Here is a 1,051-nt window from a genome sequence, read left to right as displayed (position 1 = left end):
TGCATTTTCGAGGACTCGAGCAAGCCGCAGCGAAGATCTATATAAATGGTCTTAAAAATACAGAGTTTTTCAAAAGCTATGCCAAACAGACACTCCTAATTTTGTAAAATCAACACGCGTGATAAAATATAGATTATTTTGATGATAAAACTAATATAATTCATTTTAAATGTTCATCTAGGTTCACATATTTTTCCTATAAGGTAGACATCAAATACTCTCTTAATTCTTGTACACTCTGAACTATATGCATAGGGTTTGCTGATAGTAGTTCTTCTTGACTTCCGTATCCATAATTTACAGCGATACATGGAACGCTTTCTTTGCGTGCACCGATAATATCAAATTTTCGGTCACCGATCATCACTACATTTTTAGTGGAGGGTACAGATAATCTCTCTAGGGCGTCATGAATGACTTCATTTTTAGCCGAACGTGAGCCATCTAAGTTACTACCCATGACTAGATCAAAATAAGGCTTTAAATGAAAATGACTGACGATTCTATCAGCAAAAATAGTGGGTTTTGATGTAGCTACAGCTAACTTTGCCCCTTTTTCTTTTAGCGATGATAGGATTTCCTCTATTCCAGGATATACTTGATTTTCATATAGCCCTATCTTTTGAAATCTTTCACGATAATAGTGAACTGCTTCCTCAGCTTCCTTGTTATTAAATCCACAGATCTGACAAAACGCTTCTTTTAATGGCGGTCCGATAAATGATTCCAGAATAGGCTCTTCTAAACTTTTGGCCCCCATTCTTTCTAATGCATAAGCAATACTTTTCGTGATTCCTTCTTTTGGATCCGTTAGCGTCCCGTCCAAATCGAATAATATATATTCCATATTCATCATAAATCCTCCTAATGTAGAACAATACTCAGTTACTTTTACAGAAGTGTTGATTATCCGATTTTATTCATTAAAATAGGAAGAATTCGTTGATTTCCGCTACGACTTGCTCGCTTTCCTGCGGGCGAATGCTGGGGGCAACAGGATGTTGGTCACGGAATCGTTGCCACAGGACGTGGCGTTCTTAGATTCCGTTCC

At 37.3% G+C, this 1,051-nt stretch carries 1 protein-coding gene; it reads right to left on the bottom strand.

The features are described from left to right. Nucleotides 1-196: 196 nt before the first annotated feature. Nucleotides 197-853, bottom strand: a complete 657-nt coding sequence (locus FEU33_RS18575) for an HAD family hydrolase (RefSeq protein ID WP_146550963.1) — start codon at nucleotides 851-853, stop codon at nucleotides 197-199. Nucleotides 854-1,051: the final 198 nt, after the last annotated feature.

It is taken from the genome of Rummeliibacillus suwonensis, from assembly GCF_007896435.1.
GTDB classification, from domain to species: Bacteria; Bacillota; Bacilli; order Bacillales_A; family Planococcaceae; genus Rummeliibacillus; species Rummeliibacillus suwonensis.
The sequence above is the reverse complement of the archived record's forward strand: the minus strand, read 5'-3'. Positions and strand labels throughout refer to the sequence as shown.